This is a genomic window from Brevibacillus fluminis (assembly GCF_052072235.1).
Taxonomy (GTDB): Bacteria; Bacillota; Bacilli; order Brevibacillales; family Brevibacillaceae; genus Brevibacillus_D; species Brevibacillus_D fluminis_A.
This window is the reverse complement of the sequence record NZ_CM125436.1, coordinates 4,909,872-4,935,833: the sequence shown is the minus strand read 5'-3', so window position 1 is coordinate 4,935,833 and position 25,962 is coordinate 4,909,872. Positions and strand designations below refer to the sequence as shown.

Below are 25,962 nucleotides of genomic sequence, written 5' to 3'. Positions count from 1 at the left end.
CTTCTGAAAGAAGTTTTTCTTAATCGCGGCGTAAGCCAAAGCGCGCAGCCTGGTTTTTGAATGGTGAGTTTCAGGGGATGCTCCCGTTTTTTTGCGCAGGGGATGCGACCATGATTTTGCCTGCGCCGACATCGTGCATGACGACCGCGCCTGCGCCGATGTGGGCCTTGGCACCGACCCGAATGCCCGGAAACAGCGTCGCGTTGGCGCCGATCTCGACATCGTCTGCAAGCGTGATTCCTTCCGAAAGATGCGCGCCGGATTGAATGACGACGCGCTGCCCGATGGAGGCATTTCCTTCGATGGTGACGGCACGGCCGATCCGGGAATGCGCGCCGATTGTGACGGAGTCGCCGACGACGGATAGATCGTCGACCCAGGCGCCTTCCTCGATGTGGCTGCCGGCATGGAGAATGACGCCGGCCCCGACCTTGACGTCATGGGCGAGTTGAAGCGGAGGGAGCGAGGAAGTGGCGGTGAAAGGGAGCTTGCCGAGCGCGCAGCTGGGACCGATGTGGCAGCCCGCGCCGATTTTGGTTTGGGCGAATACGATTGCCGTGTCAGCAATCGAGACATGATCACCGATGACCACGTCGTTGTGGATGATGACGTGGTATCCGATCTGGCAATGGGCCCCCAGTCTGGCTGTGTGATCCATCACGTATCTGCTCAACGCCCCCGACCTCCTTTGGATGGTAGAAAACCTGGCTGCGCCATGCCTTTGGCTTAAGCCGCGGTTGCTCTTATGTATAAAAAAGATTGCCCGCCGAAAGCGAAAGAGGGGCAATCCTGGCTCATTATTCCAATGTATGCACGATCGTTTTTAATATTTTGATGCGTGCGTATTTTTTGTTTTCGGCTTCGATCAGGTGCCACGGTGCAAACGGCGAATGGGTTTTGCGGATCATCTCTTCCACGGCTTCTTCGTACTCGGGGCGTTTTTCACGGTTGCGCCAGTCTTCCTTGGTGATTTTCCAGTTTTTCAGCGGATTGTTTTCCCGTTCCTTGAATCGCTTCAGCTGTTCTTCGGCAGAGATGTGCAGCCAAAATTTGAGTATGTAGGCGCCGTCGTCGTTCAGCATTTTTTCCGTGTGGTTGATTTCGTCATAGGCGCGCTGCCATTCTTCCGGCTTGGCGAACCCTTCGACGCGCTCCACCAGCACACGGCCATACCAGGAACGGTCGAAAATGCCGATCGCGCCTTTTTGGGGAAACCGGGTCCAAAAACGCCACATGTAATGATGCTTCAGCTCATCTGTGGAAGGGGCCGCGATCGGATGAACCTGGAAGCCGCGGGGATCGAGCGATTCGGTGACGCGCTTGATCGCGCCGCCTTTACCGGACGCATCCCATCCCTCGAAGACCAAGATCAGCGGAATTTCCTTTTCATATAACTTGCGCTGCAGGCGCAGAAGTTTGAGTTGATACTCTTCCAGCTGTTCATTGTATTCATTCGCATCCAGCTTTTTCGTTAGATCAAGAGATGACAAAATCATGACAAATCTCCTTTTCTTCTCTGTTTTTAATAAATTCTACCATAAAGCGAAGATAGCAAATGAATACACGCGAGTAAAGAGAATCTGCTACAATAGGCAAATAACCAAAATCCGAATCTATTAAAGAAGGGCAAGGAACATGAGCAAAGTACAAGTGAGCAACGAACAAACCAACAGTGTCCAGGTGCAGGACGTCATCATCGCCAATCAAGCTTTGAAGGAAGTATTGAACAAAACGCCGCTGCAGTACAACGAAGTCCTCTCCAACCGCTATGAATGCAATGTGTATCTGAAGCGCGAGGATTTGCAAATTGTCAGATCATTCAAAATCAGAGGTGCCTACAATCTGATTCAAGGATTGACGCAAGTAGAGCGGGAACGAGGAGTCGTGTGTGCCAGCGCGGGCAATCATGCGCAAGGCGTGGCTCTTTCCTGCAAACTGCTGAAAATATACGGGAAGATTTTCATGCCGACGACGACCCCGCGCCAAAAAATTACGCAGGTGAATCGATATGGCGGGCCATTTGTCGAGGTGATTTTGACAGGCGATACGTTCGACGACTCGTTCAAACGGGCGAAAAGCTATTGCGACGAGCATGAGATGTCGTTCATTCATCCGTTTGACGACTATCGCACGGTTGTCGGACAAGCGACGCTCGGATTGGAAATCATGAACGAGATGGACGAGCCGATCGACTACGTGTTCGCCGGCATTGGTGGCGGCGGCCTGATTTCGGGCGTAGGGTCCTATCTGAAGAGCATCAGTCCCGCAACCAAAATCATCGGGGTCGAGCCTACCGGCGCGCCGGGCATGAAAGAGTCGCTCGCCCGGGATCAGGTAGTCGTGCTTGATACCATCGATACTTTCGTCGACGGGGCGGCTGTGAAAAAGGTTGGACAGCTCAATTTTGAGATTTGCAAGGAAGTGCTGGATGACATCGTGCTTGTGCCGGAAGGGAAAGCGTGCACGACAATCCTTGAGCTGTACAACGAAAATGCGATCGTCGTCGAACCGGCCGGGTCTTTGGCGGTGGCTGCTCTCGATCTGTATCGGGATCAGATCAAAGGGAAGACGGTCGTCTGCATCATCAGCGGCGGAAACAACGACATCGAGCGGATGCAGGAAATCAAAGAGCGCTCGATGATTTATGAAGGACTCAAACACTATTTCATCGTGAATTTTCCGCAGCGTGCCGGGGCATTGCGCGAGTTCCTGGACGATGTGCTGGGGCCGAATGACGACATCACCCGCTTTGAATATACGAAGAAAAACAACAAGGAAAACGGTCCGGCACTGGTCGGCATCGAATTGAAATACAAGGAAGATTACGAACCGCTTGTGGAACGGTTGAACAAAAAAGGATTCCACTATGTCGAAATCAACAAAGACCCGGATTTGTTCAATTTGCTGATTTGATAGAAAATTTTCAAATCGATAAAGATTATTTTACTGAATAATGCTACAATAATGGCAGAAGACGGAAGGGGGTACTGTTATGCGTACGATTCGTGAATTAGGTCCGACAGAGGTGGATGCTTTTGTCGGGTTGGCGGTAAACGCTTATCCAGGCATGAATTCGTTCTCCGAGCAAGCTCGGGGCGATTTGAAAAAGCGGATTGCGACCTCGATGGAGGAGGATGCGATCTGCCGGTTTTACGGGCTGTTTGAAGACGAGCAGATGATTGGCGGCATGAAGTTTTTTGACTTTGATCTGACGCTGCTGACGGTTCCTGTCCAGGCGGGCGGAATCGGCTTCGTTTGTGTAGACTTGCTGCACAAGAAGGAAAAAGTGGCGAAGGAGATGCTTACCTACTATTTGCAACACTACTTGGAGCGAGGGGTCAACATGGCCATGCTCTATCCGTTCCGGGTTGATTTTTACAAGCAGATGGGATTCGGACCGGGGACGAAAATGCATCAGTACCGGTTCCTTCCGACGAGCTTGCCGAAAACCGGGGACAAATCGCGGTGTTCCTTCCTCAAGGCCGATGACCTGCCGGAGATGGTCGAGCTGTACAATCGGCAGGCCGCCAAGACAAATGGGATGATTCAGCGCACAACGTATGAACAGCGGGGAACCTTTGCTTCGCCGGAAACGATCGCAGTGGGCTATCGCGAGGACGGCAAGCTGACGGGGTATCTGACGTTTCTGTTCAAACGTGGGCATGAAGAAAATTTCATCTTCAACCATTTGGTGGTGAAGGAACTCTTTGCCGAAACCCCGGAAGCTTATACCGGGCTGATTGCCTTTTTGCGCAGCCAAGCCGATCAGGTGCAGCGGATCATTTACAACACGCAGGACGACACGTTCCATCAGCTGCTGTCGGACCCGCGCAATGAAAGCGGGCGGATGCTGCCATCCGTTTATCATGAAAGCCATGTTTCCGGTGTCGGTATCATGTATCGGGTGCTGGACGTCAAAGGAATATTCCGCGATTTGGCCGGACACGATTTCGGCGGTCAGACCTGCACGGTCAAAATAACGGTGCAGGACAGCTTTTTGCCGGAAAATCACGGAAGCACGATCGTTGCATTCAATAACGGGGCAGCGACGGTGAGCGAGCAGGACGCGCATGATGTCGAGATCGAGTTGGATATTTCCGATTTTTCCTCCTTGCTCGTCGGTGCCGTGCCCTTTCGCCAGCTGATGCGCTATGGCTTGGTGCGCGTGTCGGACAGCGCATATGTCGAGACGCTGGGCAAGCTGTTCGGCGCATGTGAAAAGCCGCTGTGCACGACCCCGTTTTAACCGACAGGAGTGGAGCGGGTGAACCCTCGGGCAGACGAGCCTGGGGGTTTTTTACATGCAGGCGTAAGGAATTTTCATCAGTCAGAAGGAAAAGCCGCATGCGATTGCAAACGAATAGGAAACAAAGGAAAACATGATAGAAGGAACTGTGACAGGCGAGAGGGAGTGGGCAAGAATGCTGGTAGAAGTGATTACGACGACATTGACCGATGCGAGGCTTGCGATTCAGGGCGGAGCGGACCGGCTTGAGCTGGTCACAGGCATTTTGGAAGGAGGACTTACGCCAAGCTACGGGTTGATCGAGGAGACGGTGCGGGCCGTTGACATCCCGGTCATGGTGATGGTGCGGCCGCACAGCCAATCGTTTCATTATGACCGTGACGACATTCAGACGATGTGCAACGACATCGCACGCATCCGCGAAATCGGGGCGGCGGGCATCGTCATTGGAGCGCTCACGGCTGAGCGGAAAGTGGATACGGCTGCTCTGGAGCGGCTGCTGGAGGCCGCAAACGGGGAGTTGGCGGTGACGTTTCACCGGGCGTTTGATGATGCGGCCGATTTGGATGAGGCGTTGGATACGCTGCTGGCGTATCCGCAGGTGACGAGGATTCTCACCTCCGGCGGGCAAAAAAGTGCCCTGGATGCGGTCGATCAGATGGCTCGCCTCGTGGAGCGGACGCGAGGGACTCATCTGACGATTTTGGCGGGAAGCGGTCTGACGCTTGATACCGTGCAAGGTTTTGCCGGGGCGACGGGTGTTACGGAGGTGCACTTTGGCAGCGGTGTGCGGGTGGATGGCAAGTCGCTTTTGCCGATTGATCCGGGGAGAATTCGGGAGCTAAAGGAACGGTTGGGGTAAAGGAAGTGCGCAAATCGTCGGAGGAGAGCAGTCAAAGCGATGTCTACTGACTGCTCTCTTTTGTGTTCACTGTCATTCTAGCGATCAGGAATCTCTATTGAAAAAGTCAGGAAATGCGAGGGCGAAAACACTTTTCTTGCAAAAATGGTCAAGCGTTGAAAACCACTTTTTCACTCGCTCATAGTATGCAATATGCTTGTGCAAAGGAGGTAAGATTGTGTCAAACTATTTTGGTTTAGGTGGAGCAACAGGTCCGACGGGCCCGACTGGCCCGACGGGAGCAATGGGTCCAACGGGTCCCAGCGGTCCAACGGGAGCGGCTAGCACAGTGACAGGTCCGACCGGAGCTACGGGTCCAACCGGCCCAACCGGTCCAACGGGAGCAGCCAGCACAGTGACAGGTCCGACCGGGTCTACAGGTCCAACCGGTCCAACGGGTCCAACGGGAGCAGCCAGCACAGTGACAGGTCCTACTGGAGCTACGGGTCCCACCGGTCCAACGGGAGCAACCGGTCCTACTGGAGCAGCCAGTACAGTGACAGGTCCGACCGGAGCTACAGGTCCCACCGGTCCAACGGGTCCTACTGGTGCGGCGAGCACAGTGACAGGTCCGACGGGGGCAACCGGTCCGACGGGTCCAACGGGTCCAACGGGTGCGGCAGGAGCAGCCGGAACAGCAGGTCTGCCAGGTCCAACGGGTCCAACAGGTGCTGACGGTGCGACAGGTCCAACCGGTCCGACGGGAGCAGCAGGTCTGGCAGGAGCGACGGGTCCGACGGGTCCGACGGGTCCGACGGGTCCGACGGGAGCAGCAGGTGTGGCAGGTGCGACAGGTCCAACGGGTCCAACAGGTGCTGATGGTGCGACGGGTCCAACAGGTCCAACAGGTCCAACAGGTGCAACGGGTCCAACCGGTGCGACAGGTCCGACGGGAGCAACCGGTCCTACGGGATCGAGCGCAATTATCCCGTTTGCATCTGGTTTACCAGGGTCTTTGACGACCATTGCGGGTGGATTGGTTGGAACGGGCAGCCTGATCGGTTTTGGTAACTCGGCAACCGGCGTTTCGCTTGTAGGTGGAACGATTGATCTCGCAGGCGGGCCAGGTTTGCTTCTCAACATGGCGTTCTCCGTACCGCGGGATGGTACGATTACGTCGATGGCTGGCTACTTCAGTACGACGCTAGCATTAAGCCTTGTGGGAACGACAGTAACGATTACAGCACAGCTCTACAGCTCGACGACACCTAACAATACGTTTACGCCAATTCCGGGCGCTGTGGTGACGTTGGCTCCAGCATTAACGGGAGTTCTTGCAGCTGGAACGATTAGCAGTGGACTTACGACAGGGCTGTCAATTCCTGTAACGGCAGGAACACGTCTGTTACTAGTCTTCTCTGCAACGGCAGCAGGTGTGAGCCTGATCAATACAGTAGACGGCTACGCAAGTGGTGGCGTCGCAATCAGCTAATCGAAGAGCAGCAAAAGGGAAAACGTCAGCTTTGATGCTGGCGTTTTTTCTCTGTACACACAAGACTTCGATGCCCCGGTTCGCGGCTCCACAGATCGAAGGGCCTGCTTCTTGAAAGAGAAAGAAGTTTTGCTTATATCCATAACGGCCCGGATACGCAAAGCGCCCCAATTAACCGTTTTGCCAGTTGACGCTCCACAATAAATTAGTTAATAATCTAATTAGATAATAACCTAATAAGTGAACGGGAGCTGTCTTTCCATGACCAATCAATTGCAAGCCGTCGTTGCCGAGAGCATCTGGCACCGCCGATTTCTCCTCTTGTTCTCTTCCACCATCTTGAAAGTGACCGCGGACCAGTTTGCCGCCATCGCTTTTATCTGGCTGCTGCTGGAAAGCGGAGGGGATGCCACCAGCACCACGCTTCTGTATGTGTCCAATCTTTTGCCGATCCTGTTTTTCGGCGTGTTGGCAAGCCCGTTTCTGGCAAAAGGGAAAGTGACCCACTGGATGTTTTCATCCGATGCGATCCGGGCACTGCTGATTTTGGTCGTGCCGCTCGCCCATTTGACGGGCCAGCCACCATTATGGCTGTTTTTCGTGTCGGCATTTCTGCAATCCGCCTGCGGAGCAATCTATAACCCGGCCTCGGTTTCCCTTCTGCCGCGAATCGTCTCAGCCGATCAGGTGCAAAAGGGGAATGCGCTGCTCCAGTCGGCCAATCAGATGGTCCGGCTGCTTGGATTGGCCGGGGCAGGCATGATGGTGAGCCTGCTTTCCGCTGCGACGACCTTGGTCATCACCGCAGCATTGCTTTGCTTGTCCGCACTATTGCTTCTGTTTATTCACGTTCCGGCTGAACGTACGGATGATGCGCTCGCGCAATTGAACAAAAAAACCGAACAGGCGAGCGGGGGCCTGTCCGGTTATTGGCAAAATTTGCGCCAAGGTTTTCGCGTGCTTGGGCAGCATCGGGCGATTCATGCGATGGCATGGTTTTTCGCATTTGAAAATATCGGGATCGCTCCGCTTCTCACACTGCTTGCGGTCTATGTCCAAAGCGAACTGCACGGTGAGGCGGCACTGTTTGCCATACTGCAGGGCAGTCAGGCGTTCGGGGCTTTGCTGGTCGGCTTCATGCTCGCCAAAGTGAGCGTCAAGCGTCAGGGAGCATTATTCGTCGGCGCAGCCGCCGTTGAAAGCATCGCCGTCATCGGCCTCGGCGCGTTTCCGTGGACATGGGCACTCGTGTTGTGCAGCATGGTGTTTGGCATGACGATGACGGCCATCAATGTACCCGAGATGGTCATCATCCAGACGACGGTGCCAAAGGATCAGCAAGCGGCGGTATTCGCAGCGGTGACCACCATCAGCGTCCTATTTTTGCCGATTGCCAGCTTGCTGATCGGACCGCTGGCCGCCATGTTTGGCGCGGGCACGCTGATCGCGTCCGGGGGCGTGTTTGCGCTTTTGTGCTGCGTAAGCGTGTTAGCGAATCGTAATCTGATCAAACTCAAGCTGTAGCCAGGGACGATTGTTGCGCCATTCCACAGTTACGCTCGTTCCGAAAAACTGGGAGAGCTGTTCCGATGTGAGCAGTTCAGTCGTTCGGCCGGCGCCGAACACTTCGCCATTGCGCAGCAGCAGGGCATGCTTGATCGTCGGCAAAATCTCTTCAATATGATGCGTCACAAAAAGCAAGGTTGGCGCATCGGGCTGTTTGGTGATTTCCTCGACCGTTGCGAGCAATTGCTCCCGCGCGAAAATATCAAGGCCGTTGCACGGTTCATCGAGAATCAAAAGCTTTGGTTTGGAAATCAGGGCGCGGGCGATCAGCAGCCGCTGGCGCTCCCCCTCCGAGCAATGCTGATAGGGCCGGTTTGCCAAATAGCTGCATTTCAGCGATTCCAACAGCTTCCGCGCCTCATCCAGATCATCTTCCGTCGGTTTGTCATGCACGCCGATCGTGCCCAGCCGACCGCTTACCACGATTTCCAGCCCCGTATCGCTGCCATACAGCTTTTGCTGCAGGCTGGAGCTGACCCAGCCGATCGATTTCCGCAGCTCGCGCAAATCAACTGTGCCGAATCGCTGCCCAAGCACGCTGATCTCACCGCGCGTCGGCCACAGATAGCCGTTGATCATGTTAAGCAGCGTCGTTTTGCCTGAACCGTTCAGCCCGACGAGCGCCCAATGTTCGCCGGGTTTTACGTCCCAGTTCACGTCATTGAGGATCACGGTGCCGCCTTCGCGTACCCATGTCACATGTTTCATTGAGATTGTCATACTTGTCCTCCCCTGTCTCTCTCATTTTCGTTTAGTCGCAACATTCAGTTTTAGGTTTGTGACTTATTGTAGTAGTTTACTTGGTGAAATGCCAGTGCCCAATTTTCTTGACGGGGAACCAGACAAAGGTCAGGCGAAATACATGCTGCATACAGTATAGGGAAAATGCCCACCCACGGTATGGGCAGCAAAAAATGCTTGAATGGAAAAGGAAAGATGAATGCGAATTATCTAAAAACACAGTTGACTAATCGGAATAATTGGCATTATAGTTATGGAATAGAATTCATCATCTGTTACCAGATCCGTCCACAAGCATTGTGCATTGCCGATTAAATCTTGACTATCAATGTCAAGGTTCTCAGGATTGGAGGGAGCCACTTGAAGGTATCAAGCAGAGGAGAGTATGCGTTGCGTGCCCTTCTCTCATTGGCGCAGCAGAACGGTGCGGTGCTGCCAATCTCCGCGATTGCGGAAAAAACGCTGGTGCCATTCAGCTATCTTGAACAAATCATGCTGCAGCTGAAAAATTTAGGGTATGTAAAAAGCAGGCGTGGTGTAAAAGGCGGCTATGCACTGCGGCAATCGCCCTCCGAGATCAACATCGGGGACGTGATCAGGCGTCTGGAAGGCCCGCTGGCTCCCATGAACTGCGCCAGCGTCACCGCTTACGAACAGTGTCCCCTCGAAGCCGAATGTATGCTGAAACCGCTCTGGACATTGGTGCGAGACACGGTTTCATTCGTTCTGGACCAGACGACTCTCGACGATCTGGTGAAGCGAAACTTGAAAGGCATAGAGGGAGTGAAGGAGCTTGTCAAAGAAAGCTGAAGACCAAAATCAAGAATTAGTCGTCCGAATATTGCGAGCATTGGAAGGGCTGGAGTTCGGCTCCGTGCAGATCGTCGTGCACGATTCGCAGGTCATTCAGATTGACCGGACGGAAAAGCATCGCTTTCCATTGGAAAAAGCGCAAGCGAAAACCGGCAACACGACAAGAATTTCCTAGAAAAATGAAAAACGCAGCCGATCGGACCACCGAAGGCTCCCACTGACTTGGCCAACTCTTTTTGGGCAGGTTGCGGGAGCTTTTTCTTTTTCTAATCGTTCCCTTGTTTACAGAGAAAAAAAGGAGGGTTTGTTTGTGAATCGTTTTACCGCATGGAGTAAGAAAATCGGAGCTTTTGCAGTAACAGGTGGTCTGGTCATCAGCATGGCTGGGTGCGGAGCCGGAAGCAGTACGGAGCCTGCAAAAGAGGGCAGCGCAGGCGCAAGCAATGCGGGCGCATCCGCTCCGGCAGAAAAGCCGGCCGTAGAGCTGTTGAACGTCTCCTACGACCCGACCCGGGAGCTTTATCAAGAGATCAACGAGAAATTTTCTGCCGAATGGAAGGCAAAAACAGGCCAGACCGTGACGATCAAGCAATCCCACGGCGGCTCCGGCAAGCAATCGCGCTCGGTCATCGATGGTCTGGAAGCTGACGTGGTGACGCTGGCGCTCGCCTACGATATCGATGCCATCGCGGAAAAAGGCTTGCTGCCTGCCGATTGGCAATCAAAATGGAAAGAAAACAGCGCGCCTTACACATCCACAATCGTCTTTTTGGTGCGCAAAGGCAACCCGAAAGGCATTAAAGACTGGGACGATCTGGTCAAACCGGGCGTGTCCGTCATTACGCCCAACCCGAAAACATCCGGGGGCGCACGGTGGAACTATCTTGCCGCATGGGGATACGCCTTGAAGAAAAACAACGGCGATGAAGCAAAGGCGAAAGAATTCGTCGCGAAGCTGTTGAAGAATGTGCCGGTGCTCGATTCCGGCGCGCGCGGGGCAACGACGACATTCGTGGAGCGGGGCATCGGCGACGTGCTGATCGCATGGGAAAACGAAGCGTTCCTCGCCGTCAATGAGCTGGGCAAAGATAAGCTTGATATTGTCGTGCCGTCAATCAGCATCCTGGCAGAGCCGCCTGTCGCCATCGTAGACAAAAACGTGGAGAAACACGGTACGGACGAAGTGGCGAAAGCGTATCTCGATTTCCTCTATTCCGAAGAAGGCCAGGAGATCGAAGCCAAAAATTTTTACCGCCCACGCTTGAAATCGGTAGCGGACAAATACGCGTCCCAGTTCCCGAAAATCGAATTGTTTACCATCGATGAGCTGTTTGGGGGCTGGAAAAAAGTGCAAGCCACCCATTTCGCCGATAACGGCGTTTTCGATCAAATTTATAAGCCATAGCACGCCAGGAGATGAGTCAACATGAATGGTAAGGGAGTGCGGCGCAGCGTTCTGCCGGGTTTTGGCCTGACGCTGGGGTATACGTTGATTTACGTAAGTCTTCTCATTTTGATCCCGCTTTTTTTCCTGTTTGGCAAAGCGGCGACAATCGGCTGGTCCGGCTTTGTCGCCACGATTTTCAGCGAGCGCGTCCTCGCCGCCTATTGGTTGAGCTTTTCTGCTGCGTTCGGCGCTGCGCTGGTCAACTGCGTCTTCGGGTTTATCCTGGCATGGGTGCTGGCCCGCTATGAGTTTCCGTTGAAAAAGCTGGTCGATGGCCTGATTGATCTGCCGTTTGCCCTGCCGACCGCCGTGGCGGGGATCGCGTTGACGACGATTTATTCGCAAAATGGCTGGATCGGTCAGTATGCGGAGGCGCTGGGCATCAAAATCGCTTTCACGCCGCTTGGCATCGTGTTCGCCCTGATTTTCATCGGGCTGCCGTTTGTGGTGAGGACCGTTCAACCGGTCCTCCTGGAAGCGGACCGGCAAATGGAAGAGGCCGCGCACACACTTGGAGCCAGCCGCTGGGTTACGTTCCGGCGCGTCATTTTTCCCAATGTGCTGCCTGCGCTTTTGACCGGATTCACGCTCGCCTTTGCCCGGGCGATCGGAGAGTACGGCTCGGTCGTGTTCATCTCGGGCAACATGCCGATGAAAACGGAGATCGCGCCACTCCTCATCATGACCAAGCTGGAGCAATTCGATTATGCCGGAGCGACGGCGATTGCGGCGGTCATGCTGGTGATTTCGTTTGTCATGCTGCTTGTCATCAATGTGCTGCAATGGAAAAGCGGAAAACGACATTTGGTGGGATAGGGGGAGCTGACATATGAGTGAACAAATCGCAACGAATGCTGTACCGAGAGCGGCCGCCATCTCGCGTAGCGAATCGGGAGGCTCCCTTGTCAAATGGGGGCTGATCGCGGTCGCGCTGCTGTTTCTCGCTTTTTTCCTGATCGTGCCGCTGATCCTTGTGTTCGGGGAGGCGTTTCAAAAAGGCGGGGAGATGTACGTCCAGTCGATTGTCGATGCGGATGTGGTCAGCGCGATCAAGCTGACGCTGCTCACGGCGGGGCTTACGGTGCCGCTCAACGTCGTGTTCGGAGTCGCAGCCGCGTGGGCGATCACCAAATTCGAGTTCAGAGGAAAAAACCTGCTGATTACGCTGATTGATCTGCCGTATGCCGTCTCGCCGGTTATCTCCGGCTTGATCTTTGTCCTTTTGTTTGGGGCGCAAGGCTTCTTTGGGCCTTGGCTTGCCGACCACGACCTGAAAATCATCTTCGCCGTTCCCGGCATCGTTCTGGCTACAACGTTCGTCACCTTTCCGTTCGTTGCCCGCGAGCTTATCGCGGTGATGCAGACGCAAGGCAGCGAAGAGGAGGAAGCGGCGCTTTCGCTTGGCGCCAGCGGCTGGCAAACCTTTTTTCGGGTGACGCTACCCAATATCAAATGGGGCTTGCTCTACGGCATCATCCTGTGCAACGCGCGGGCGATGGGCGAATTCGGGGCGGTATCGGTCGTGTCCGGTCATATTCGCGGGCAGACCAACACGCTTCCGCTGCAGGTAGAAATTTTGTACAACGAATACAACTTTGCCGCTGCATTTGCGGCAGCCTCTCTCTTAACCATCTTGGCTTTGGTGACCCTGGTCATCAAAAATATCGTGGAATGGAAAAACAAGCAATCGGGGAGGATTCATCCATGAGTATCGAGATAAGGCAAATTTCCATGAACTACGGGGCATTCGCTGCCTTGCAGGATGTCAGCTTGCAAATCCAAAAAGGGGAGCTGATCGCGCTCTTGGGTCCGTCCGGCTCGGGCAAAACCTCCCTGCTGCGCGCCATCGCCGGCTTGGAGGCTGTGGGAGAGGGGCAGATTTGGTTCGATGACACCGATGTGACCGAAAAAAGCACGGGGGAGCGCAATGTCGGATTTGTGTTCCAGCACTATGCCCTGTTCAAGCATATGACCATCTTTGACAATATCGCGTTCGGCCTGAAGGTGCGACCGCGCAAAAGCCGCCCGGGCAAGGCGGAAATCCGCCAGCGCGTCGAACATTTGCTCAAGCTGGTGCAGTTGGAAGGGCTCGGCGACAGATATCCGGCACAGCTGTCCGGGGGACAGAGACAGCGGATCGCGCTGGCGCGAGCGCTTGCGATCGAGCCGTCCGTGCTGCTGCTGGATGAACCGTTTGGCGCTCTCGACGCCAAGGTGCGCCTGGATTTGCGCCGCTGGCTGCGGCTACTGCAAAAAAGCTTGTCGATCACCAGCGTGTTTGTCACGCACGATCAGGAGGAAGCGATGGAGCTGGCTGATCGGGTCGTGGTCATGAACAAGGGGCGGATCGAGCAGGTCGGCACGCCGCAGGAAATTTACCATCAGCCTGCCAACGAATTCGTGTACCGCTTTTTGGGCAGGGTGAATCAGGTGCAAACCGAACCGTTCGCTGCAGACGCGCCGATCGGCTATATTCGCCCGCACGAGGTAAAGCTGGCGAAGCACGCGGTTGATCACAAAAGCGTCCCGTCGATTATTACGCACATCCATGCAATCGGGCCGATCGTGCGTCTCGAGCTGGCCCGGCCCGACAAGGAGGAGCTGTTGGAAGCTGAGCTTGGCATCGAGCGGTTTCACCAATTGGATCTCAAGCTTGGGGAGACGGTCTACGCCCAGTTAAACGATGTGGTTATATTCGGGGAAAAGGAACCGAAGCAGCGCTGTGTCAATGCTTCTCCTGCCGTGTACGGCGCCCGTTCGATACACGCGGATGCCTGAATGAAGAGCACTCCTTGAACGAAAGGGGTGCTCTTTTTTTCGGGAAAATCAGGTTCACTCCGTCTGCCGGCAATCCAATATTTTCACTTTTTTCCTGAAAATCAAGAATGGCTATTGAGGTAAAAGTGTGATCTGGACTACAATAGTTGAAAAACAAATCACACCGGAGTGAACATTTTGAAGAAAAATAAATTTCAACTAAAAAGGGAAGCGACCTATGCCAACCTGATTCAGGCAGGTATTGAGGTACTTTGCGAGCGAGGATATTCCGCCTCTTCGATTGATGACGTGGTCAGTCGTGCAGGGTACACAAAGGGGGCGTTTTACGTCCACTTTGAAAGCAAAGAGCAGTTCTTTTTGCATTTGATGGACCATCGCACTGAAAGCCGGGAATCGATGATGGCGGCGGTTTCCAAGGCGCGGGGAGAGGCCATGACGCTGCATGAAGCGGTGTCGTCCGTCGTCAAGGCGTCGATTGCGTTTGTGACGCAGTCGCCGGAATGGATTTTGGTCTATATGGACTTTTTCATCCAGTCCAAACGCAGCGGGCTGATCCAGGCGAAATATATCGAGCTTTACGCAAACTGGATCGCTGAGATCAAACAATTGCTGGAGAAGCTGAAAGAGAACGGACAGGTGTCCGAAGAAATTGACATAGAGTCGAAATCAAGAATGTTGAATGCGTTCTGGGACGGTTGTATCATGCACCATGTCTTTTACAAGGAAGAGCTGGACGAGCAAAAGATCACCGACGCGTTTGTGAAGTTACTGCGTGAATAACGGATTGCTGCGGACCAGGCGCCGCTGTTATAGAAGGCGGATTGGAATTGTACAAATTCTGATCCGCCATTCTTGCAGATTCGACGCGAAAAAAGGTTTTTTGTCATATTTGTAGAATGTACCTGTATCGTTTTCAGGTGGGATGATCCTTGGCAGGAGAGGAAAATGCGGATGAAAATCAAAACCAAACTGTACTTAGGATTTGGTTCAATCCTACTGATGCTTGTTCTCGGTCTGGGCATTATCCAAAACATCCTGATCGATATGAAAAATGTGATGAGCCATGTCGTAATCGACCGTTATGAGAAGGTAAAGCTGGCGACGGCGCTTGGCAACGAAATCCAGTCGATGAGCAATCATCTGAATAATCTGTATATAGCACCAAGAAACAAGCGCGATAACGAAGTGGAAGAGTATCAAAATGCAAGCATCAATGCGGCGACCATCCTGGCGACACTGGAAAAGCGGATCGTGCTGGAGGAACTGAAACAGCTTTTATACAAAAATACGATCCTGTTCGAATCGTACAATCGGGTCGCGGAGGAAGCCATTCAGGCGATCAATTCGGACAATACGTTTTTGGCCACCCAGCTGCAGACCATGCAAGTCATTCCGAAGCGCACCATCCTGATGCAAGGGCTTAAAGATTTTCAAAGCGCTCTGGAAGACAGCATGGACGAGACGCTCGATGGGAATATCAAGGCGTTCGGTTCGACGATTGAACTGTTGACAGCCCTTGTCGTCGTGACCGCAATGGTCGGTACGATCATCACGATCTGGATTTTGCGGAGCATCACGAGCAGCCTCAACAAGGTCACCAAAGTGATCACAAAAGGAAATTATGGCGTGCAAGGGTCGTTTCCGCGGATTGAAGTGACCTCTAACGATGAAATCGGCAAGATCGCGAGCGCCTTCAACCAGATCGCCGCATCGATGGAGGAACATGCCAAGCAGGAAAAGGAATACAAGGAAGTGCTGCAGGAACAGAACTGGCTGAAAACCAAGATCGCCGAGTTCAGCTCGATGTACCAAGGCGTCCATGATTTGCAAGCATTGGCACACCTGTTCATCACCAAAATTACGCCGCTGGTCGGCGCCGGCTTCGGGGTGTTCTACCTGAAGCAGGGAAGCGGCGAGGAGCAACGTTTCGTCAGACTGGCCGCATACGCTGCGATGGAGTTCAAGACCGAGCGGCAAGAATTCCGTCTGGGAGAAGGACTGGTCGGACAATCCGCCCTGGAGAAACGCATGATCCAAATCAACCAGCTCCCGAGCGATTATATCCAGATCACGTCAGGGCTGGGCAAAGGCTTGCCGAACTTCCTCATGGTTGTTCCTGTGCTGTTTGAGGGGGAGGTCATGGCGGTTGTCGAGCTGGCAACGTTCCAAAGCTTCGACTCGCTTCACCTGAAGCTGCTGGATCAAGTGCTGGGCAATCTGGGAATCACCATCAACAGTGTCGATGTGTACATGAAAATCGAAAAACTGCTGAACGATTCGCAGCTTTTGACCGAACAGCTGCAGACGCGGTCCGAGGAACTCCAGAGGCAAAAGGAGGAGCTGAAAAGCACCAACGAACAGCTCGCCCTGCAATTTGAGCATTCCGAGCAGAAATCTAGGGAACTGGAGAAAGTAAAGTTTGCGCTGGAGGAAAAAGCCCAGCAAGTGCTGATCAGCTCGCAGTACAAATCGGAATTTTTGGCCAACATGTCGCATGAGCTGCGTACACCGCTGAACAGCATGCTGATATTGGCGCATATTTTGTCAGAAAACAAAGAGAATAATCTCACGCCTACGCAAGTTGAGTATGCCCATACGATTTATTCCTCAGGAAATGACTTGCTTCGCCTGATCAATGAGGTGCTGGATTTGTCGAAAGTCGAGTCGGGCAAAATGGAGCTGTTTTCGAGCGAAGTGTTTCTGGCGGATGTGCAGACGTTTTTGGAACGCCAATTCGTCCCGGTGGCGAATCAAAAAGGTATCGGGTTTGCCATCACGATCGATGAAAAGCTTGCTGACACGATTTACACCGATGAACAGCGGCTGCAGCAAATTTTGCGGAACCTGCTCTCCAACGCGTTCAAGTTCACGGAAAAAGGCAGCGTCCACATGAGGTTTTACCAAACCGGTGAGGAGCAGGAGAAGCCGATGCTTGCGATTGAGGTCCGGGATACAGGGATCGGAATCGCCAAAGAGAAGCAGGCGCTCATTTTTGAAGCGTTTCGTCAAGCGGATGGCACGACAAGCCGCAAATATGGCGGAACCGGCCTTGGGCTCAGCATCAGCAGGGAAATCGCCCATCTATTGGGCGGCTACCTCCACGTGGAGAGTGAGGAAGGGGTTGGCAGCACGTTTACGCTTGTACTTCCGCTCGTGACGGACAAGCTCGCTTCCGCTACCCCGCTGGTTGCGCATGCCGAGGTTGCCAGCAGCTATTTGCCCATTGCGCCTGAGCTGCCCGGCACCCGGTTGCCAATGCTTGAAAACAGGCAAGTGCTGATCGTCGATGATGATGTGCGGAATGTGTTTGCGCTTGCGACAGCGTTGGAAGGATGCCAGATGAAAGTCCTCTTTGCGGAGAATGGGCGTGACGGGATCGAACGGCTGCGGCAGTCACCTGACGTCGATCTCGTCCTGATTGATATCATGATGCCGGAAATGGATGGGGTGCAGGCGATTCGTGCCATTCGCTCCGATGCGGCATATCGCGATTTGCCGATCATCGCGCTTACAGCGAAAGCGAGTGAGGAAGACAAAGAGATGTGTCTGAGAGCTGGAGCCTCCGCGTTTATCAGCAAACCAATCAAGGTGAACGAACTGTTGGCTTTGATTGCAGAATGGCTTCCTATTGAGAACAACCTTTGATGATAGGACGAAAAGAGGGGTTTATTCGTGAGTGCCATGTTACCCACTGAGCAAAATCCGTCACCGCGCAAAAAGATTGTCGCGCGTTTGAGGCGAATGGGCCAAGCGCCGTTCGCCAAAGCCGGTCTTCCCGCAGAGGCGGAGGACATCCAGCGCGTTCTTCGCGCCGAACACGAGCCGCCGAAAACCAACATTCTTCTGGTGGATGACCGGCCGGAAAATTTGTTGGCACTTGAAGCGATTTTGCGCTCGTCGGAATACCGGCTGGTCAGCGTGAACTCCGGGGAAGAGGCTTTGCGCTGGGTTCTCAAAGAGGAATTTTCGCTGATTCTTCTGGATGTGCAGATGCCTGGCATCAATGGCTTTGAAACAGCGAAACTGATCAAGGCGCGGCAAAAGTCGAAGCATATTCCCATCATTTTCATCACCGCGATCAGCCAGGCGACGGAGCATGTCCTGCATGGGTACACAGTGGGGGCGATCGACTACATATTCAAGCCGTTTCATCCCGAAGCGTTGCAGCGAAAAATCGAAGGGTTCGTCAAGCTCAACCAGCGAACCCTTCAACTGGAACAGGCGAACCAAAAGCTGGAGCGCCTTACAGCCGAGTTGAAAAAAACCGAGGCACTGGCCCGGATCATCGGGGAAACCTCCGTGGATACGATCATCACCATGAGCCAGAACGGTTTCATCGTGACAGCCAATCCGGCAGTAGAGAGCATGTTCGGCTTCTCGCCAGCAGAGGTGATCGGCCGTCATGTTCGGCATTTTCTCGATGAAGCGGATACGTTTACACGCTGCCGGATGGGGATTGGCGATTTTTTCGGACTGAATCAGCATGACAAAGGAATCGGGCAAATCTTTGAGGCGCGCTTCAAGCGTAAGGACGGGTCTACGTTTCCCGGCGACATCCAGGTCGGACAGGCGAATCTGGGAGACATGCAGATGTTCGTATGCTCGATCCGGGATATTACAGAGCGAAAGCGGCTGGAAGAAGAGCGGAAGGAGCAATACAATCGGCTGGAACGGCTCGTCGAGGAGCGCACGGTGGATTTGCGGCGGTCGCAGGAAAGGTTTCGCAAAATGTTCGCGTCCAGCCCCAGCATGATTGCGATTCGCTCGCTTCATGACCACCGGTATTTGACCGTAAATGAAAGCTGGCTGAATACGACGGGATATGATAGCCAGGTTGTGATCGACAATACGGATAACTTGCTGCAGATGTATTTCAAAGCGGAGGAAGGCGAACAAGTCGCACGGATGCCGGAGCTGGACGAATCGGCCCGAAACGCCAAAATATGCTATTATACCAAATCGGGCGACTTGCGTGAGGGGCTGCTTTCCTGCGAGATGATCGACATCGAGGGGGAACGCTGCATTATGAGCGTCGTCACCGACATTACCGAGCAGATTCTGCTTGAAAAAGAAATGGCCCGGCTCGATCGCCTGCACCTCATCGGCGAAATGGCGGCGGGGATCGCCCACGAAATCCGCAACCCGATGACGACTGTGCGAGGGTTTTTGCAAATGTCCAAAAGCATGCCGGACGCGCCGATGCACCAATATGTGGATTTGATGGTGTCAGAGCTTGATCGGGCAAATGAAATCATTACCGAATTTCTGACGCTGGCCAAAAATCGGACGACCAACCGGTATCCGCAAAATTTGAATGTCATCATCGATGCGCTGTATCCGCTCATCCAGGCCGAAGCATTGCTATCTGACAAGCATGTGCTTCTGGAGCTGCATCATTGCCCGAATATTTTGCTCGATGAAAAAGAAATACGCCAGCTCGTGCTGAATCTGGCGCTGAACGGCTTGGAAGCGATGGAACCGGGCGGCAATTTGACCGTCCGGACTTATCCGAAGGATGACGAGGTTATTCTGGAGATTGCCGATGAAGGAACCGGAATCACCGACGAGATTCTGGACAAGATTGGCACGCCGTTCTTCACGACGAAATCCCAAGGCACCGGGCTGGGCATGGCCGTGTGCTACAGTGTTGCGGCACGGCACCACGCATCCATCCACATCAAGACAAGCGAGCGAGGGACGACTTTTTTTGTCCATTTTCAGTCGCTATCCTAGAGCGATCAAGAGCGTTCGATCGCTCTTTTTGCATCTACTGTGTCTTTTTTACACTTCTGACCTTCTGCCGCTCCCATCTTTTCAAATACGGATAAGGGTCAAACGCCCATTCGTCATTCCCCATGTCCCGATACATCCCATAATGCAGATGCGGGGGAAACTTGCCCGATGTACCGGGTTTTCCATATCCGGAGCTGCCGACATAGCCGAGGACTTGTCCGGGTTCGACGATATCTCCCGGCTTCAGCCCTTTGCGGAAAGAAGACAGGTGGGCCAAATAATGGTACACGTTATCCATGTCACGCATGCCGATGCGCCAGCCGCCATAGCGGTTCCAACCGACTACCTCGACAATGCCGTAGCCCGTGCTTAACACAGGGGTTCCATAATCCGCGAAAATGTCGGTGCCTTCATGGATGCGGCGTCCGCCCCATCCGCGCGCATCGCCCCATGTGTTGTTGTAGCTGCAATCATATCGCGCAGGGATCGGGAATGTATGCTGGTGCAGGTCAAGCCGGCCATATTTTTCATAGATGCGGGCAAACTGGTCGATCGTTCTCACCGCGAGATCTTTCTTGTAATAATTCCACAGGCCGATGCGGAAGTCTTCACGAGAGAATCCGTAGGAAGCCAAATAGTTGGTAATCGTTGTCAGCACATCCAGATCATTGGCCTGATCCGCTCTTTGATCACCGGAGCCGTCTTTGCCGATGCCTTCAAAAAAGGTGATCGAGGCTTCATCGTAATCGTCATCTTCCGGATTGAAAAAACCGGACCACTTCTCGGGCGGTATCACAATCGATGTGACGCGATCGGTACCGGGCTGGGGCTCCGCTTTTTTCGCCCCTTTTTTCTTGCGGACCATGGTGCGTTCATATTGATCGATCGCCGCGACATAAAACCAGGGGATCGCATACAATTGCTCCATTTGCACATATAAATCCATTCGTGCCTTGTCCAAGGCAGCCTGGTCTTTTTTTTCTGCGAATGACGGGGCTGAAAAGGCCATAAGTGAAACGAATAAAATGCATGTGCTTACAATAAGACGGCAGAAGATCCTCATCTATTTCCCTCCAGCCAATAGTCTCCCCATCTAGTTTCAACAGGTCGGCGATAAATATGCTCGCAGCATTTTCCATTCCGGTTTGACAGAGATCAAACAACGTGTGCTATGATGCCAAAAAGGAAGGGGGAAGGCGCGTGAAGCTTTATCTGAAAAGCGATCGGCCGCTAACGCTCGCAGCGCTGGCAGGATTATGCCGCGAGCTTGCGGCTGGCATCGTGCCGATGACGGCAACGGTTCCGGTTTGGACGGATAAGCAGCGGGAAGCATGGATCGAACAGATCCTGCAAGTCGCAGCTCCATATGCCGATCAGGCGCCTGATGACTGGTGGCAAGAAGAGATAGACGCCTTGCGGGAACTCGCTCAAAGTCCATTTGTCACGATGGAGTGGATGGTTGCTCCGTTGATCGTGCCAAGGCAGTTTCCCGTTTCTCAGTATGCACTTTTGACAGGGTTTGCAATTCGTGAGGAACTGTCTGCCGATAAATGGCTTTCACCGCTTGCGCTGCTTTATCTGAAATCGATCGGCGCATCAAGCATGCCGCAGCAGCCTGTGAAGGTGGAGCAGGTTGCGTTGAATGAAGGCGCAGCACTCCTTTTGGTTGACTGCGTCGAGCAGGCGCAGATTCACCAACGGGAAATGAGGCAGCATGGCGAGGAGCATATCGATGAAGGGATGATGCTGCTGCAAGCCAATCTGGATGATTGTACGCCCGAATGGCTGGCGTATTGCATGGAACGATTGTTTGCAGCAGGCGCAAACGATGTGTCCGTGATTCCGCTGACCATGAAAAAAGGCAGGCAGGGCAGCATGCTGCAAGTCCTTTGTTACCAAAGCCAACTCGACGCGCTGAAGACGATCTTGTTCGAGGAGACGACAACGTTTGGTATCCGCTATTTTCCGGCAGCGGTTCACCGTTTGGGAAGGCGGGTGGTCACAGTGAAAACCCGCTTTGGCGAGGTAGAGGTCAAACTCGGATACCATCACGGCAAGCGGGTGCAGAGTTCACCGGAATATGAGGCGTGCGCAAAGCGGGCGCGTGAGGCGGGCGTGCCGCTCGGAACGGTGTATACGGAAGCAATCCGGCTCGCGGAAACGCTCGAGGATGATTAAAGCGTGCCGATCATGACGCGCAGCACGTTCGGCTGGTCGGGAAGATTGCGCGTGCCAGCGCCATAACCGATGGACTCGACCGTCATGCCGGGCAACGGGCCGAACTGCGTGACCAGTGCGGCAGCGATCCCTGCTCCGGTCGGCGTCGTCAGCTCTTTCTCGATCGTGCTGGCGCGCAGCGGAATCCCTTTGAGAATCTCCATCGTGGCTGGCGCGGGTACAGGATATAGGCCGTGATCGCAGCGTACATAGCCATTTCCGGTTGGGACAGGCCCGCAATAAAGCTGCTCTATACCGAGGTCTTCAAGCGCGAGGGCGACGCCGACGATGTCCACGATGGAGTCTAATGCGCCGACTTCATGAAAATGAACGGTGTCGAGCGGGATGTTGTGAATCTTGGCTTCCGCCTTGCCGATTTGTTCAAAGACGGCGAGCGCTCTTTGTGTCACGCGCCGTGACAGTCCGGCCGCTTCGATCAGCGCGACGATTTCCATGTAGCGGCGATGCTCATGGGGATGGCTGTGCAGCACGCGAAAAGGGTTGGCTTTGGCCTGTTCGGCTTGCTGCTCAAGATGCAGGTCGATCACATTGAGCTTGAGCGCGTGGACGCCGGTTTTCATGACGGACAGCCATTCCATCCGGAAATCGCCCAGCGACAGCTTGCGCAGCTCGGATTCAATCGTTTCCCGGTTTGCTCCCGCATCCACGAGCGCCGCTAGCGTCATATCGCCGCTCAGGCCGGAAAAACAGTCCAAATAAGCTATTTTCATGGGTGAAGTCTTCCTTTCCACCAAATAATCGGAGTTGAGATTGCCCATAAGTGTAACATTGGCCACATGGCTTGTCATGTAGCAAAGGAGGGATTTGCCATGCAAAATCTGTTGTTGTCCATTTCGCTTGCAGTAAACGCAATCATTTTGGTTTTACTGGTCGTGCTGCTATTGCGAAAAGGGAACCAAAAGCCGCAGGAACAGCTGAAGCAGCATTTGTACGCATTGGAAAAAGCGCAGGAAAAGGTAGAGCGCAGCCTGAAGGAGGAAGCGATCCACAACCGGCAGGAAGGAAATGCCGCCGCCAAGCAAATGCGCGAGGAGCTGACACATTCGCTCGGCACGTTCCACAAGACGATGTCGTCGCAGCTGCATGAGCTTACACTGATGAACGAACGAAAGCTGGAGCAAGTCCGGCAGACATTGGAGGAAAAGCTTGTACAGCTGCAGGAAGACAACGGCCGCCGCCTGGAGCAAATGAGGCAGACCGTCGATGAGAAGCTGCACGCGACGCTGGAGCAGCGCCTGGGCGATTCGTTCAAGATGATCAGCGAACGGCTGGAGCAGGTGCACCGCGGATTAGGGGAAATGCAGTCGATCGCGGCGGGCGTGGGCGACTTGAAGCGGGTTCTCTCCAATGTGAAAACGCGGGGCACGCTAGGCGAAATCGCGCTGGAGTCGCTCCTGGAACAAATTATGACCGTCGAGCAGTATGAAAAAAACGTCGCGGTAAAAAGCGGCCGCAGCGAACGGGTGGAATTCGCCATCAAGCTGCCGGCGGGCGACAGCTCTGACAGCCATGTGTGGCTGCCGATCGATTCCAAGTTTCCGCTGGAAGACTACCAGCGGCTGCTCGATGCCCAGGAATCAGGCGATGTTCAGCTTGCGGCAGAAGCTGCCAAAGCGCTGGAGACGCGGGTCAAGCTCGAGGCGCGGACGATCCGCGACAAGTACATCGAGCCTCCGCACACCACGGAGTTCGCCCTCTTGTTTTTGCCGATCGAAGGTCTTTATGCGGAAGTGCTGCGCCGCCCGGGCTTATGGGATGCGCTCCAGCGCGAGCACCGCGTCATTGTAACCGGTCCTTCCACGCTGTCCGCTTTGCTGAACAGTCTGCAGATGGGCTTTCGCACGCTGGCGATCCAAAAGCGGTCGAGCGAAGTGTGGAAACTGTTGGGAGCCGCCAAGACGGAATTCGGCAAGTTTGGCGATGTGCTGGAGAAAACGCAGAAGAAGCTCCAGGAGGCAACGAATGCGATCGATAGCGCGAAGGTGCGCACGCGCGCGATTGAACGAAACTTGCGAAATGTGGAAGAATTGCCGACAGCAGAAGCCAGCCGGATGTTTCCTGAGCTGGAAACGGTTCCATTGGAGTAACCTTTTGCGCCTCGTTGCTATTGCTCCTTGGAAAAGGACTACACTATAATAGGAGGAAATCAGAGTAATAGGAGTGGGGCCAAATGATTCAAAGGAAACCGGACTGGCTCAAGATCAACCTTGTCTCGGGCGAGGAGCTGGCAAACTTTAAGGAATTAAAGCAGATGATGCGCGGCAAAACACTGCACACTGTCTGTGAAGAGGCAAAGTGCCCCAATATCCATGAATGCTGGGCCAATCGGACTGCAACTTTCATGATTTTAGGAGATATTTGTACGCGGGCCTGTCGTTTTTGCGCAGTGAAGACAGGGCTGCCGACTGAATTAGATTTGGCTGAGCCGGAACGCGTCGCAGAAGCTTCCGAGCAAATGGGCTTGAAGCATGTCGTGGTGACATCTGTCGCCCGCGACGATCTGGCTGATGGCGGCTCGCAAATTTTCGCCGAAACGATCCAAGCGATTCGCCGTCGTCTGCCGCTTGCGACCATCGAGGTGCTGATCCCCGATTTCATGGGCAACTGGGATTCGTTGAAAACGGTGATGGATGCGAAGCCGGACGTGTTGAACCACAACATTGAAGCGGTGCGCCGCCTGTCGGACCGCGTACGTGCGCGTGCAAAATACGACCGGACGCTGGAACTGCTGCGCCAATCCAAGTTGATGCAGCCGACGATCCCGACCAAATCGAGCTTGATGATCGGCGTTGGCGAAACGATTGAAGAAATATTGGAGACAATGGACGATTTGCGTGCGGCAGACGTGAACATCATGACGATCGGGCAGTATTTGCAGCCGACCAAGAAGCATATCGCCGTGGAAAAATATTATCATCCCGACGAATTCGCCATGTTGAAGGAAGAAGGCATGAAGCGCGGCTTCAGCCATGTAGAGGCAGGACCGCTGGTGCGCAGCTCGTATCATGCGCATGAGCAGGCGAATGCAGCCAAAGAAGCGATTGCCCAAGGATCATAAGGCAAGAAAAAATCCCCTGGCTTGTCAGCAAGTACAGGGGATTTTTACTACCTGTTATTTCATTCCGGTCGTGTGATGCATGTCGGATCGGGTACCCATCCGATTGCTCTCTTCACGGTCGGTCATGCCGCCGAAACGTTTGATCAAGGCATTGATTTGCGAATCGTTTTGCGGCAACGTCGAATTGGCGTGGGTGGTCGTGCTGGCGACGCGCGTCAGCTCGGCGATCATGCCAGGGTCGTCCGTCACATAAACCTTGTAATAGCGCGGAGCGATGGACATGGCGTTCATGCGGGCTTTGTTTTTGCTGTCGTGCGCATTTTTGTGGTCCGTGGTGCAGCCGACAAAAATCTCCTCATCCGTTACCAGAACGGTGCTGCTGCGGATGCCCGGAACACTGTTGGTAACGTCGGCGACAGCTTTGGCGAGCGCATTGCGGTCCACATAGACACGGCTGTGGGCAGTCGAATAAGTACGCGCATGAACGGCATCAATCTTCGCATAGCCCATGGATGGCATGTTATTTTGCGCCGTGTTCATGCGTGTCGACTGGTACATGGATTGGCCAGGAACAGTGGCGTAGCGCGTATGGAGGCCGGCATTATTCGTGGTGCCGTACGCGCTGTAAGTGCCTGCGCCGCGATAGCCTGTCCCGCCGTAACCGGTATAGCCCGTCAAGCCGCCTGTGTTGTAGCCGTTGTTATACGTGTTGCCAGTGGCGCCATAACCGGCGGTGCCTGCTGTACCGGTGATTCCTGTACCAGTGCCATAGCCGGTTGTGCCTACGGTGCCATAGCCGTTGTAGCCGGTCCCGTAGTAGTTGGTGGTTCCATCATGCATGGTACCGTAAGTACCGATCCGATGGGCCGCATTTGTCCCATACTGCTGGAGCTTTGTTCCTGCTGGCTGATTGTAATCGGGAGCGGCTGTTTTGTTACCGCAAGCTGTCGCAAGCAAAGCCATTCCTGCCAATGCACCGTAAAGCCATGTCTTTTTCATTGGAACACCT

The 25,962-nt window shown here is 54.0% G+C and carries 22 protein-coding genes and 1 pseudogene; 17 read left to right on the top strand and 6 right to left on the bottom strand.

Annotation, left to right across the window (positions count from 1 at the left end; genetic code table 11):
* Positions 1–70: 70 nt before the first annotated feature.
* A complete protein-coding gene (locus ACTID9_RS24245; RefSeq protein WP_441067510.1) occupies positions 71–673 on the bottom strand; it encodes a DapH/DapD/GlmU-related protein in 603 nt (200 codons plus the stop codon).
* Positions 674–800: 127 nt separating this feature from the next.
* A pseudogene (locus ACTID9_RS24240) lies at positions 801–1,496 on the bottom strand (polyphosphate kinase 2 family protein); the annotation flags it as partial.
* A 139-nt stretch (positions 1,497–1,635) separates the two neighbouring features.
* On the opposite strand from ACTID9_RS24240, the gene ilvA reads away from it, so the two are divergent.
* From ilvA to ACTID9_RS24215, 5 genes are all read left to right on the top strand, one after another.
* On the top strand, positions 1,636–2,913 hold the full coding sequence (ilvA, locus tag ACTID9_RS24235) for a threonine ammonia-lyase IlvA (protein ID WP_441067508.1): 1,278 nt from the start codon (positions 1,636–1,638) through the stop codon (positions 2,911–2,913).
* Between the two features lie 79 nt (positions 2,914–2,992).
* Positions 2,993–4,246, top strand: a complete 1,254-nt coding sequence (locus tag ACTID9_RS24230) for a GNAT family N-acetyltransferase (RefSeq protein ID WP_441067506.1) — start codon at positions 2,993–2,995, stop codon at positions 4,244–4,246.
* A gap of 133 nt (positions 4,247–4,379) precedes the next feature.
* Positions 4,380–5,108: a copper homeostasis protein CutC gene (locus ACTID9_RS24225; RefSeq protein ID WP_441067504.1), complete on the top strand. Its 729-nt coding sequence runs from the start codon at positions 4,380–4,382 to the stop codon at positions 5,106–5,108.
* 217 nt (positions 5,109–5,325) lie between these two features.
* Complete coding sequence (locus ACTID9_RS24220) at positions 5,326–6,579, top strand: exosporium glycoprotein BclB-related protein (protein WP_441067502.1); 1,254 nt, start codon at positions 5,326–5,328, stop codon at positions 6,577–6,579.
* Between the two features lie 261 nt (positions 6,580–6,840).
* A complete protein-coding gene (locus ACTID9_RS24215) occupies positions 6,841–8,103 on the top strand; it encodes an MFS transporter (RefSeq protein ID WP_441067500.1) in 1,263 nt (420 codons plus the stop codon).
* Here ACTID9_RS24215 and ACTID9_RS24210 read toward each other — a convergent pair.
* The gene (locus ACTID9_RS24210) at positions 8,068–8,865 is read right to left on the bottom strand and encodes an ABC transporter ATP-binding protein (protein WP_441067498.1); all 798 of its coding nucleotides are present in this window, start codon (positions 8,863–8,865) and stop codon (positions 8,068–8,070) included. The two genes, ACTID9_RS24215 and ACTID9_RS24210, sit on opposite strands and share 36 nt — an antisense overlap.
* A gap of 381 nt (positions 8,866–9,246) precedes the next feature.
* Here ACTID9_RS24210 and ACTID9_RS24205 point away from each other — a divergent pair, with 381 nt between their 5' ends.
* From ACTID9_RS24205 to ACTID9_RS24165, 9 genes are all read left to right on the top strand, one after another.
* Positions 9,247–9,696: an RrF2 family transcriptional regulator gene (locus ACTID9_RS24205; RefSeq protein ID WP_441067496.1), complete on the top strand. Its 450-nt coding sequence runs from the start codon at positions 9,247–9,249 to the stop codon at positions 9,694–9,696.
* On the top strand, positions 9,680–9,874 hold the full coding sequence (locus ACTID9_RS24200; protein ID WP_441067494.1) for a YezD family protein: 195 nt from the start codon (positions 9,680–9,682) through the stop codon (positions 9,872–9,874). Before ACTID9_RS24205 ends, ACTID9_RS24200 begins: the two co-directional genes overlap by 17 nt.
* 204 nt (positions 9,875–10,078) lie before the next feature.
* A complete protein-coding gene (locus tag ACTID9_RS24195; protein WP_441072725.1) occupies positions 10,079–11,104 on the top strand; it encodes a sulfate ABC transporter substrate-binding protein in 1,026 nt (341 codons plus the stop codon).
* A 21-nt stretch (positions 11,105–11,125) separates the two neighbouring features.
* On the top strand, positions 11,126–11,962 hold the full coding sequence (cysT, locus tag ACTID9_RS24190; protein WP_441067492.1) for a sulfate ABC transporter permease subunit CysT: 837 nt from the start codon (positions 11,126–11,128) through the stop codon (positions 11,960–11,962).
* Positions 11,963–11,975: 13 nt separating this feature from the next.
* Positions 11,976–12,854, top strand: a complete 879-nt coding sequence (cysW, locus tag ACTID9_RS24185; protein WP_441067490.1) for a sulfate ABC transporter permease subunit CysW — start codon at positions 11,976–11,978, stop codon at positions 12,852–12,854.
* Complete coding sequence (locus tag ACTID9_RS24180) at positions 12,851–13,924, top strand: sulfate/molybdate ABC transporter ATP-binding protein (protein WP_441067488.1); 1,074 nt, start codon at positions 12,851–12,853, stop codon at positions 13,922–13,924. Before cysW ends, ACTID9_RS24180 begins: the two co-directional genes overlap by 4 nt.
* Positions 13,925–14,101: 177 nt before the next feature.
* Positions 14,102–14,704 (top strand): TetR family transcriptional regulator, encoded by a 603-nt coding sequence (locus ACTID9_RS24175; protein ID WP_441067486.1) that lies wholly within the window; start codon positions 14,102–14,104, stop codon positions 14,702–14,704.
* Between the two features lie 171 nt (positions 14,705–14,875).
* Positions 14,876–17,569, top strand: a complete 2,694-nt coding sequence (locus ACTID9_RS24170) for an ATP-binding protein (protein WP_441067484.1) — start codon at positions 14,876–14,878, stop codon at positions 17,567–17,569.
* A gap of 36 nt (positions 17,570–17,605) precedes the next feature.
* Positions 17,606–19,657, top strand: a complete 2,052-nt coding sequence (locus ACTID9_RS24165; protein ID WP_441072723.1) for a PAS domain S-box protein — start codon at positions 17,606–17,608, stop codon at positions 19,655–19,657.
* A gap of 34 nt (positions 19,658–19,691) precedes the next feature.
* Here ACTID9_RS24165 and ACTID9_RS24160 read toward each other — a convergent pair whose 3' ends face one another.
* Complete coding sequence (locus ACTID9_RS24160) at positions 19,692–20,720, bottom strand: M23 family metallopeptidase (protein ID WP_441067482.1); 1,029 nt, start codon at positions 20,718–20,720, stop codon at positions 19,692–19,694.
* A gap of 137 nt (positions 20,721–20,857) precedes the next feature.
* On the opposite strand from ACTID9_RS24160, the gene larC reads away from it, so the two are divergent.
* Positions 20,858–21,835 (top strand): nickel insertion protein, encoded by a 978-nt coding sequence (larC, locus tag ACTID9_RS24155; RefSeq protein ID WP_441067480.1) that lies wholly within the window; start codon positions 20,858–20,860, stop codon positions 21,833–21,835.
* On the opposite strand, the gene ACTID9_RS24150 is transcribed toward larC, so the two are convergent.
* Positions 21,832–22,605 (bottom strand): LarC family nickel insertion protein, encoded by a 774-nt coding sequence (locus ACTID9_RS24150; RefSeq protein WP_441067478.1) that lies wholly within the window; start codon positions 22,603–22,605, stop codon positions 21,832–21,834. The two genes, larC and ACTID9_RS24150, sit on opposite strands and share 4 nt — an antisense overlap.
* Positions 22,606–22,704: 99 nt before the next feature.
* Between ACTID9_RS24150 and ACTID9_RS24145 the strand changes: the two genes are divergently transcribed.
* Both ACTID9_RS24145 and lipA read left to right on the top strand, forming a co-directional pair.
* Positions 22,705–23,982, top strand: coding sequence for a DNA recombination protein RmuC (locus tag ACTID9_RS24145; protein ID WP_441067476.1), 1,278 nt, complete (start codon positions 22,705–22,707; stop codon positions 23,980–23,982).
* 83 nt (positions 23,983–24,065) lie between these two features.
* Positions 24,066–24,953, top strand: coding sequence for a lipoyl synthase (lipA, locus tag ACTID9_RS24140; RefSeq protein WP_441067474.1), 888 nt, complete (start codon positions 24,066–24,068; stop codon positions 24,951–24,953).
* A gap of 54 nt (positions 24,954–25,007) precedes the next feature.
* Here the strand turns inward: lipA and ACTID9_RS24135 are convergent, their stop codons facing one another.
* Positions 25,008–25,952, bottom strand: a complete 945-nt coding sequence (locus ACTID9_RS24135; protein ID WP_441067473.1) for a YhcN/YlaJ family sporulation lipoprotein — start codon at positions 25,950–25,952, stop codon at positions 25,008–25,010.
* Positions 25,953–25,962: the final 10 nt, after the last annotated feature.

Excerpts from the sequence above, each read along its gene's own strand:
- ACTID9_RS24135 (WP_441067473.1), bottom strand. The coding sequence starts at position 25,952 with ATGAAAAAGACATGGCTTTACGGTGCATTGGCAGGAATGGCTTTGCTT.
- ACTID9_RS24210 (WP_441067498.1), bottom strand. The coding sequence starts at position 8,865 with ATGACAATCTCAATGAAACATGTGACATGGGTACGCGAAGGCGGCACC.
- ACTID9_RS24165 (WP_441072723.1), top strand. The coding sequence starts at position 17,606 with ATGTTACCCACTGAGCAAAATCCGTCACCGCGCAAAAAGATTGTCGCG.
- ACTID9_RS24215 (WP_441067500.1), top strand. The coding sequence starts at position 6,841 with ATGACCAATCAATTGCAAGCCGTCGTTGCCGAGAGCATCTGGCACCGC.
- cysW (WP_441067490.1), top strand. The coding sequence starts at position 11,976 with ATGAGTGAACAAATCGCAACGAATGCTGTACCGAGAGCGGCCGCCATC.
- ilvA (WP_441067508.1), top strand. The coding sequence starts at position 1,636 with ATGAGCAAAGTACAAGTGAGCAACGAACAAACCAACAGTGTCCAGGTG.
- ACTID9_RS24180 (WP_441067488.1), top strand. The coding sequence starts at position 12,851 with ATGAGTATCGAGATAAGGCAAATTTCCATGAACTACGGGGCATTCGCT.
- lipA (WP_441067474.1), top strand. The coding sequence starts at position 24,066 with ATGATTCAAAGGAAACCGGACTGGCTCAAGATCAACCTTGTCTCGGGC.
- ACTID9_RS24225 (WP_441067504.1), top strand. The coding sequence starts at position 4,380 with ATGATAGAAGGAACTGTGACAGGCGAGAGGGAGTGGGCAAGAATGCTG.
- cysT (WP_441067492.1), top strand. The coding sequence starts at position 11,126 with ATGAATGGTAAGGGAGTGCGGCGCAGCGTTCTGCCGGGTTTTGGCCTG.
- ACTID9_RS24195 (WP_441072725.1), top strand. The coding sequence starts at position 10,079 with ATGGCTGGGTGCGGAGCCGGAAGCAGTACGGAGCCTGCAAAAGAGGGC.
- ACTID9_RS24160 (WP_441067482.1), bottom strand. The coding sequence starts at position 20,720 with ATGAGGATCTTCTGCCGTCTTATTGTAAGCACATGCATTTTATTCGTT.
- ACTID9_RS24150 (WP_441067478.1), bottom strand. The coding sequence starts at position 22,605 with ATGAAAATAGCTTATTTGGACTGTTTTTCCGGCCTGAGCGGCGATATG.
- ACTID9_RS24145 (WP_441067476.1), top strand. The coding sequence starts at position 22,705 with ATGCAAAATCTGTTGTTGTCCATTTCGCTTGCAGTAAACGCAATCATT.
- ACTID9_RS24170 (WP_441067484.1), top strand. The coding sequence starts at position 14,876 with ATGAAAATCAAAACCAAACTGTACTTAGGATTTGGTTCAATCCTACTG.
- ACTID9_RS24230 (WP_441067506.1), top strand. The coding sequence starts at position 2,993 with ATGCGTACGATTCGTGAATTAGGTCCGACAGAGGTGGATGCTTTTGTC.